General features: G+C 65.6%; 5 protein-coding genes. All 5 read left to right on the forward strand.

Going from position 1 to position 9,407, the window contains the following annotated elements:
- Nucleotides 1-39: 39 nt before the first annotated feature.
- Entirely contained in the window at nucleotides 40-5,034 is a 4,995-nt protein-coding gene (locus JYJ84_RS20485) for a DEAD/DEAH box helicase (protein WP_205189413.1), read from the forward strand.
- A 10-nt stretch (nucleotides 5,035-5,044) separates the two neighbouring features.
- Nucleotides 5,045-5,458 carry a hypothetical protein gene (locus JYJ84_RS20490; RefSeq protein WP_087778450.1) on the forward strand — a complete coding sequence of 138 codons (414 nt, stop codon included), beginning with the start codon at nucleotides 5,045-5,047 and terminating at the stop codon, nucleotides 5,456-5,458.
- Between the two features lie 66 nt (nucleotides 5,459-5,524).
- Nucleotides 5,525-7,600, forward strand: a complete 2,076-nt coding sequence (locus JYJ84_RS20495; RefSeq protein ID WP_205189415.1) for a hypothetical protein — start codon at nucleotides 5,525-5,527, stop codon at nucleotides 7,598-7,600.
- A 116-nt stretch (nucleotides 7,601-7,716) separates the two neighbouring features.
- A complete protein-coding gene (locus tag JYJ84_RS20500) occupies nucleotides 7,717-8,634 on the forward strand; it encodes a hypothetical protein (protein WP_205189417.1) in 918 nt (305 codons plus the stop codon).
- A complete protein-coding gene (locus JYJ84_RS20505; protein WP_205189419.1) occupies nucleotides 8,631-9,299 on the forward strand; it encodes a GIY-YIG nuclease family protein in 669 nt (222 codons plus the stop codon). The genes JYJ84_RS20500 and JYJ84_RS20505 overlap by 4 nt, the downstream gene beginning before the upstream one ends.
- Nucleotides 9,300-9,407: the final 108 nt, after the last annotated feature.

Here is a 9,407-nt window from a genome sequence, read left to right on the forward strand (position 1 = left end):
CGCTGGGTGCCGATGGCGCGCGGCGAGGACAGCGCCAGCATGGCCGAGTTGGTGGGCAAGCTGACGACGCCCTACGCGGCCTTCGAGGGCCGCATCCAGTGGGCCGACGCCGAGCGGTGCGTCGATTACATGATTGAAACCTCGCAGTCGCTGGACATTCCCGACTGGCTGCGCGGTGCGATGACCGAAATCCGGCACCTGAAGGACGAAGGCGACCGCGCTCAGTTCTGGAACGCCGGCATCGTGGGCATGGCGGCCGCGCAGGTGCTGCAAGAGCGCCTGGGCGAGGAAACCGGCGTGAACTTCGCCGAGGAATATCCGGCGCTGACCGATGCCATGCAGCGCGTCGCCACCACGGCGAAGAAGCGGCCGGCGGCCCTGGGCGGCAAGCTGCGCGATGGCTTGGTGCTCATCGGCAACCACTACCAGAAGAAGACGGGCCTTTCGGCCGTCTGGCGCGGCGACGTGCAGCAGCAGGCCCCGACGGTCGAAATCACGGCCGACGCCAGTTTCGAGGGCCTGCGCTACAAGACGAAATCCGCCTGGGTGAGCCTGGAGGACGCCAAGGGCATCTACGGCGATGGCTTCGACCCCTACGCAGACCCGGCCTGGTGCCTGTCGCCGGACGGCAAGAGCGTCACGCGCGCCGACGACTACTACGTGGGCAACTACGCCGAGTTCCTGCGGCGCGTGGATGCGGACATTGCCAGCGCGGCCAGCGACGACATCCGGGCCAAGCTGTTGCGCCAGAAGCTCGACGCCGGCGCGCGCATCGACAAGGTGGATGTGTCGAAGCTGACCTTCAACCTGTTCAGCCCGCATGTCACCCTGGAGGAAAAGGCCGAGTTTCTGCGCCGGTTCGTGCATCCATCGGCCGCCGTCATCTACGACGAGCGCACGGGCGAGAAGCGCGTGGACATCGACGTGCCGGGCAGCAACCTAACCGACCGCGAGAAGCTGCTGAACCGCATCGGCGACTACCTGAAGAATGGCACGATCACGCTGGGCGGCGTGAAGCTGGGCATGGACGACGCCAAGGCGCTTCAAGAGCTGCGCCGGATGGTGAATACCGCCAACGAGCAGTTCAACGGCTGGGTGCGCGGCAATCGTCCCATCGTCGCGCGCCTGGAGGCAGTGGCGGCCGACCCAGCGAAGCTGCGTTTCCGCCAGGTCGAGGATGAGGCACCCATGCCCATCCCTGGCATGAACGACGGCCTGACGCTGCACGGCTACCAGAACGCCTACGTGCGTAAGACCAGCCGCGAGTTCGGCGGCATCAACGGCTTCGGCGTGGGCCTGGGCAAGACCTTCACGGCCCTGGCGGCCACCCAGTACGCCCAGAGCATCGGCGTCAAGTCCAAGACCTTTTTTGTGGTGCCCAATTCGGTGCTGTCGAACTGGCGCAAGGAAGCTGCCCGCGCCTACGCGAGCACGGACGATTGCCTGTTCGTAGGGCTGCGCGTGGGCAAGGATGGCAAGGCCACCATCAGCGCCACCAACTTCGACGCCGACCTGACGGCCGTGATGGAGAACCGGCACAGCAAGGTGTTCATGACGCTGGAAGCCTTCGAGCGCATCCGTTTGCGCGACGAAACCATCGGTGCCTACGAGGCGTTCATGCGCCAGGCGGACGCCAGTTTCGCCGAGAGCATGGACAAGAAGGAGGACGAACGGGCCAAGAGCAAGCAGGCCGGCCTGCTGTCCGTGCTGTCCAACAAGCGCGGCGGCGCGCCGTACCTGGAGGACATGGGCGTCGATAGCATCGTTTTCGACGAGGGGCACGTCTTCAAGAACTCCGCCCAGACGGTGGATTTCAAGGGCGCCAAGTTCCTGTCCCTGTCGCCGGCATCCCGGCGCGGCATCGACGCCCAGGCCAAGGCGTGGTTCATCCGGGGCAAGTCCGAGCTGAAAGACGGCGTGATGGTGCTGACCGCCACGCCGATCACCAATAGCCCGCTGGAAATCTACGCGATGCTGTCGCTGGCCGTCGGCCATGAGCGCGTGAATGACGTTTGCCTGGGCATCCGTGGCGCCGACGACTTCATGGAGATGATGTGCGCCAAGGAGAACCAGGACGACGTGACGATGGACGGCGTGGCGCGCACCACGGACGTGTTCGTCGGCCTGAACAACGTCGGCGTGCTGCGCAAGGCCATCGGCGAGGTGGCGACGATCAAGAGCGCCGAGGACGTGGGCGAGCAGATCGCGGTGCCCGACCGCGAGGAAAAGGCCGCGCCCGTGGCGCTGCCGCCCGACGTGGTGGAGCGCCTGAAGCTCTACAAGAGCGCGTTCCGCTACGCCATCGACGAGATTTCGGAGAAGTCGCCGAACCGTGGCGACCCGGAAGCCTACGCGCAGGTGGCGCAGCACTTCGGCGAGGAACTGAACCTCATCGGGCACCCGTTCAACCTCATCAACAAGATGACGCTGCTGATCGCCGACCCCGAACTCGACCAGCGCGCCACCTTCTACAGCTACCTTCCCACCCAGGCCGACAAGGCCAAGGCGGCCATCGAGCAGTTCAACGCCCGGAAATTCACGGAAGAACGCCCTCGGCCCGGCCCCATGACCGACGAGGCGGCCATCGTCGGCCACAAGACGGTCAAGGATTCCGGCGGCAACGAAACCGAGTTGCTGAAGATCGAGGTGCGCGCCAAGGCCATCGACGGCGGCCGCGTGGTGATCGACACCATCGACCCGGACGTGCAGAGCGCATTCGAGGCCATCGCGGAGAAATTGGGCCTTGATCTGGACGTGTCCGTGCCGCCGAAGCTGGCCGCCATGCTCGAAAACTTCCAGCATGAGCAGGCCAGCCCGCGCGGCATCGACGCCGACGGCCAGCGTTCGCCCATCGTCAAGCAGATCGTGTTCTGCGACATCCTGCCGCTGCACAACAAGATCAAGCGCCTGCTGACCCGCCGCGCCGGCGTGCCGTCGGCCGCCATCGCCATCATCACGGGCCGCACCAACAACACGCCCGACGAAATCCTGGCCGTGCAGGATGGGTTCAACGGCACCGGCGAGGACAACAAGTACCAGACCGTCATCGCCAACGAGAAGGCCGAGGTGGGCATCAACCTCCAGAAGGGAACCCAGGCCATCCACCACCTGACCATCGGCTGGACGCCGGACAGCCTGGAGCAGCGCAACGGGCGCGGCGTGCGCCAGGGCAACCTGACCGCGCGCGTGAGCCTCTACTACTACGACGCCGACGGCACTTTCGACACCAGCAAGCGGGCGATGGTGAACAAGAAGGCCGATTGGATTGGGCAGGTCATGGACGTGAATGGCTCCGACAGCGTGGCCGTCACCGGTGGGCTGTCCAAGGAGCAGATGGAGGCCCTGATCGACGTGGTGGGCGACGCCGACGCCATGCGCCGGATGCAGGAAACCATCGCCGCCAAGGAAGCCGCCTCGCGCGCGTCGAGCAACCGCGACAGGCAGATGATTAACCTGGACACGATTCGCAAGCAAAACGCCTTCCTGAACGACAACCAGACGGCGGCCAGTTTCGTCATCCGCAAGATCATCGGCCTGTGGGGGCTGGAGAAGCAGGCCGAGAAGCTGCGCGACCGCATCAGCAATCCGAAGGCCACGGCAACCGCCGTCGCCAAGAACGAAAGCCTGCTGGCCGAGCTGATGGCGAGCGTCGGCGGCCTGCGCCGGCAGATCGAGCAGTCCGCAACCCTGTTCCGCACGGAATGGCGCGCCGGCGGCTCGACCTCGGAGCCGGCCACCTTGGACAGCTTCTTTGCCGCAGTGCGCGGCGGGAAGAAGCAGAAGGACGACGACATCGAATCCATGCTGTTGGGCCGGTCGTATCCGTCCTTCGGGCTGAACGTCATCGAGGGCGGCCCCATCGGCAACGAATGGCAGGCCGAGGTGGATATGGCCCGGTCGATGATCGACGAGGCCAAGGCCGCGTTCGCGCGTCAAGCCGGGGAGTCCGGCGGCTACCCAGCCGGCGTGGCTGATGCCATCGCGCGCGGCGAGGGAATCATCTACAACGGCAAGCCGCTCATCCACGGAACCTTCGTGCGCGTGCCCGACGGCTTGGCGGTGCTGAAGCTGGAAAGCGGCCGTCCTGGCGCCTTCGGCCGCAGCCTCGACGGCACCCCGCTGGCCGCGAACACGGCCGCCGTCATGGCCGGCGAGTGGTTCTACCAGGGCACGGCCGGCTACGACGCCTGCCTGACGGACGCGGCCCAGATCGAGGACACCATCAACGCCTCTGGCACCGTCGAAAACGGCTTCAGCTCGGTAGTGCCCGAGGTGGCGCAGCGCCGCAAGGTGGAAGCCCTGGCGGCATACAGCACCCACGATTACCGGCTGCCGCAGCCGCATTTCCCCTTCGCTATCTCGCCGACGGACGCGGGCAAGTCCGAAGTGAAGCGCCGCATCTTCGATGCCCAGAAGGCCATCATCCGGTCGTTCGACGATGGGAAGTTTGTGGTGCCCAGCGACACGCCGGTGACGCGCCGAGCCAGCAACGAGGATTCCACCGCTCGGCATGACGCCCTGCGAGAGTTCGCCACGGCCAACGGCCTGAAGCTGACCGTGGCCGACCTCGACGACTTCGACCTCTGGGTGCAGAAGCAGATCGAGAAGACGGTTTCGCTGGATGACCTGAAGGCGGCGCTGACCGGCAGCACCGAGCCGGAGGTGATCGAACAGGCCACCGCGTTCATGCGCGCGGCCTCGCCGTGGTTCGACTGGCAGGAGAAAGACCCGGCCAGCGACTACCTGCCGTATGGCTTCAAGGCCGCTATCGCCGCCGCCGTGCGCCAGGTCGTGGCCGGTGACGACCGTTCGGCCGGGCCTTCGCCGTCGGACGTGGTGGGCATCCGGGGCAACACCAAGGTGTGGAAGGAAACCATCAAGCGGTGCGCGAACATGGCCGGCTTCGGCAAATACAAGTGGGACGGGGATGCCCTGGCGTGGAACGTGTACCGTTCCACCTGGGACTACCTCATCGCCAACTATCCCCAGGCGGCCGATCAGCTCGAACTGACCGCCGCGACCCGCTCCCTGTAAGGAAGGAAACATGGCCTACACCGAATACAAGTTCGACAAGGACGCCATCAAGGCCCTGGTGTCCGAGCGCGCGGCCGCGCTGCGCGCCAACCGGGGGTTCTCGAACCTGCTGGCCTTCGGCCTGGGCGTGGTGGCCGAGCGGCTGGGCAAAGACCCGCGCCGCTACCGCGACTACGGCCCGTACTGGTGGGCGCTGAAGGACGCTATGATCGCCGGCGGCTACAACCTGGGCAGCCAGACCGACCCGTTGGTGAAGAAGGCGTACCGGGGCGACAGCGAAGTGGAAACCCTCATCATGGCCGACGAGTTCCGCACGGCCTACTTGAAGGCGAACATGATCTACACCAACCAGTTCCTGCTGGATGCGGCCAGCCCGGACTTCTGGGTGCTGTACGACGCGGACATGGAGTTTCCCGCCGCGTAGCGCGGGCGCGCCCTATAGCGGAAAACTGCCCAGAGGGGGCCATATCGGGAAGCCTACCCTTCCCGTATGGCCGACACTCCCAACATCCCCGCTCCGACCAAGCCAGGCTTCCTGGCCCGATTCGGCTTGTCCCGCAAGCGATGGGCTTCTACGCACGTCGCGCCGGTCAAGGAAATCGACCAGTCCGACACCTATCTGTACGGTGCCGGCACCACCACCGTTGCCTCGCTGCTGGGTTCCGGCAGCCGGGGTGCTCGCTCGCGCCAGATCATCTACGAGAAGTGGATGCGGATGGAGGGCGACCCGATCATCTCCAGCGCGCTCCAGCTTCTGGTGACTTCGGCCCTGGGCGGGCACGAAACCAGCGGCGACTTGGTGTTCGTCGAAAAGACGGCCGAGGCGAAGAAGGACAAGCGCCTCGCGGCCATCGCCGATGAAATCGCCGCCGACCTGGCGCCGCTGTTCAACCGCGTGGCGTTCCAGATGGCCTACACCGGGGCCGCCTACGGCGACTCCTACGCGCGCATCTACACCGACGCGCGCGGCGTGGTCGATCTTCACTCCGACGAGATGGTGCGCCCGCAACTGGTGCAGCCTTTCGAGCGCGGCAGCCGCACGATCGGGTTTGCCGTCTCCCTCGGGGAACGCAACTTCGAGCGCCTGGACGTGTCGCAGCTCGCCCGGCTGAAGATGCCGCGCACGCAATGGATTCCGCAGTTCGGCGTGGTCGAGAAGTCCTTGAAGGGTGCGATCACCGAAAACGACATCGACAACCTGCCGATCATGCCCAGCATGGTGGGCGGTTCGCTGCTCTACAACGCCGAGGAACCCTACGACAACCTCACCGCCTCTCTGCTGGGCCTGGTGGGCCAGCGGTGGATGGACTCCATCGACGAGCAGATGGTGGCCGTCAATCTGGAGTCGATGACGCTGGAGCAGCAGGAGCGGTTCGTCGAGTCCGTCAAGGGGATGCTGCTGGCGTCGAAGAACTACGCCGAGCAGGCCGTCAAGCGCGGGCGCCCGATCATGGAGCGCATCCGGCACATCATCCCGGTCTTCAACGAGAAGCAACTGACCAACATCGGCCCCGGCAACGGCGGCCAGACCGGCCGGGCCGCGACCATCAGCATTGAGGACGTGCTGCTGCACGCTCGGTTGCTGTCCGGCGCGCTGGGCGTCGATCTTTCCATGCTGGGCTTCGCCGATCAGCTCTCGGGCGGCCTGGGCGAAGGCGGGTTCTTCCGCGTGTCGGCGCAGGCCGCCGAGCGTGCGCGCGTCATTCGCGTGGCCCTGGCCGAGTTCTTCAACCACGTCATCGACATCCACACCTACCGCCGCTACGGCATCGTGTTCAACGTCAAGGAGCGCCCCTGGGAAATCAACTTCTTCGGGTCGATTTCTGCGCTGGAAGCGGAGAAGCAGCGCACGCGCGCCGATTCGATGAACGGCGGGATGCTGCTGGTGCAGGCCATGCAAATGCTCAAGGAGATGGGCGCCAGCAAGGACATCATGACCGAGTTCCTCGCCAAGACGATGATGCTGGACGAAGACCAGGCGAAGCTGTACGCGGCCATCGTCGATGCCAAGCCGCAGGACGATGGCGGCGGCTTCGGTGGTGGTGGCGGGTTTGGCGGCGGCGGCTTCGGCGGGGGTGGAACCGGCGGCGGGCTGGATAGCGTGCTCGACGCAGCCGCGCTCGACGGCGTGGGCCAGATGGTTCCCGTGCCCATCCCCCGGCGCACCGTGGAGTGGCTGGGCTTCGATGGCGCCATGACCATGCGCGCCGACTTGCAGGCCCTGGCCGAGCGGCACCCCGAGTATTACCACGGCGACGCCGACGAGGTACTGGCCGACATCCAGTTCGTGCTGGAGCGCCCGGACGACTGGTTCATCCATAGCGGGGCGCGCGTGGCGATCTTCAGGGAGCGCGTGGGAAGCGGGTCTATCCCGCTGGTGCGCATCGAGCTGGACGTGGTGGGCGGCGCCCTTGTGGCGCGCTCCGTCTATGAAAGCGGGAAGCGGCAGATCGCCGGGAAGATGAAGGAGAAACAGAGGGTGGTTGCGCGCCTTGCGCCGGGAGCGATGCGCCCCGGAGTGCTGTCCGTTGCCGAGTATCTGCGGATGCTGGGCGACAGGTCATAGCTTCGCGCACTAAGCCAGACACGGAGCAAGCCGTTCATGGCCCGTGCAGTTCCAGGGAACCACATTACCCAACCCTCCGGCTGGGCCGCAAAGCGCACACAAGGATTTTATAGCGTATGAGCCTCTACAACAACATCGCCGAAAGCCTGTCAAGTAGCGGGCTGCTGGGTTCCATCCGCTCGGGGCTGAATGCGGCCCTGGGCGGCGTGACGGATTCGGCCACCCAGGCCCTGGGCGGCGGCAAGCTGGCCCAGACCGTGGTGGGCATGGGCAAGAGCGCAGCCGTCAATGCCGGCATGAACGCCGTGAACAAGCACATCCCCATCCAGGCGCAGCGTGCGATCAACGTGGGCGCGGGCGCCGTGGGCGACCTCATGAACGGGGATTGGAACTCGGCGGGCCTGCGCGTGCTGGATTCCGGCCTGCTGAACGAACTGCTGCCCGGCTTCGGTGGCGGCGTCGCCTCGCAGGTGGCGTACTGGGGCGCGGCCACGCCGCTGCTTGGCGGCATCAGCGCGAGCGAAGCCAAGCGCATCTATGACCAGGTGCGCAACGAACGCCTCGCCAAGAAAAACCTCTGGCTGCTGGAGGTGACGAGTCGGCTGGGCGGTGGGGGCATGAACATGCCCGACCGCTTCAACCTGTTCGCCACCGAGGTCGAGTACGCGCCCTTCATCGTCGCCGGGGACAAGCACCGCGTCGGCGGCGCGGTGATCGACGCGGTGCAGGGAGCGGAGCCGGTCGAGCTGCGCATGACGACGCTGGACGACCAGGCCGGCTCCCTGAAGAAGTGGTTTGCCGCGCACCACGGCGCCGCCGCGCCGCGCGATGGCACCGTCGGCGTGCCTGACAGCTTCGCCATCACCATCCGCGTGGTGCATTCGTTCATCACGGCAGAGAGCAACCGGGGCGGATACGAGGACATCGGCCTGTTCCGCCCGGTCAATCTCGACGTGAGCCTTTCCCGCCGTGAGGACGGCTTGCAAGAGGTGCAGATGACCTTTTCTCAACTAGACACTTTTATGAAGCCATGAGCGCAGGCATTTACATCATCAAGAACCTGGCGAACGGGAAAGTGTATGTGGGCAGTTCCGCCAACATTTCGGCGAGGTGGTGCAAGCACCGCATCGCACTTGAGGCCGGGACGCATCACAGCGTCAAGCTGCAACGCGCATGGGCGAAGTATGGGCGGGACGCTTTTTCGTTCGAGGTGGTCGCCATTGAGAAGAATCGTGAGAAGCGCCTTGCCTTGGAGCAGCAGTTCATTGACTCCCTTGGTGCAGCCGCCAGCGGGTACAACATATTCCCGGTAGCCGGTAGCCCGTCCGGCTACCGGCACACCGCTGAGGCGATTGCAAAAATATCGGCCACCCAGCGCGGCAAGAAGAAGCCGGCTGGGCACGGGGAAAGGGTGTCTGCCGCTAGGAAGGCGATGGCCGTAAGTGCGGAAGAGATTGCCCGCCTGGCGGAGGTTCGACCCAAGCAACACACCGCAGAATCGCGCGCCCGCATGTCCGTGTCGCAACTGGGGAACACCAATCGGCGCGGATGCAAGGATTCCCCAGAAACAAGGGCGCGTAAATCGGCGGCATTGAAGGGGAGGCCCAAGTCCGATGAGGCGCGGAGGAACATCATCGCCGCCATCCATCGCCGATTCGGAAAGTCCGAAATTAACCCCGGCAGCACGGCGGAAAGTTGACTATGGCGCTGAAACATGACGCACAGGGGTTCCTGGTAGGCGACCCCATCGACCTGAGCAAGGCGGTTGCCGACTGGGCCGCCATCCGCGACGACGTGCGCGCGATTC

It is taken from the genome of Burkholderia sp. LMG 13014, assembly GCF_905232215.1.
Classification (GTDB): Bacteria; Pseudomonadota; Gammaproteobacteria; order Burkholderiales; family Burkholderiaceae; genus Burkholderia.

Excerpts from the sequence above, each read along its gene's own strand:
- JYJ84_RS20485 (WP_205189413.1), top strand. The coding sequence starts at position 40 with ATGGCCGAGTTGGTGGGCAAGCTGACGACGCCCTACGCGGCCTTCGAG.
- JYJ84_RS20490 (WP_087778450.1), top strand. The coding sequence starts at position 5,045 with ATGGCCTACACCGAATACAAGTTCGACAAGGACGCCATCAAGGCCCTG.
- JYJ84_RS20495 (WP_205189415.1), top strand. The coding sequence starts at position 5,525 with ATGGCCGACACTCCCAACATCCCCGCTCCGACCAAGCCAGGCTTCCTG.
- JYJ84_RS20500 (WP_205189417.1), top strand. The coding sequence starts at position 7,717 with ATGAGCCTCTACAACAACATCGCCGAAAGCCTGTCAAGTAGCGGGCTG.
- JYJ84_RS20505 (WP_205189419.1), top strand. The coding sequence starts at position 8,631 with ATGAGCGCAGGCATTTACATCATCAAGAACCTGGCGAACGGGAAAGTG.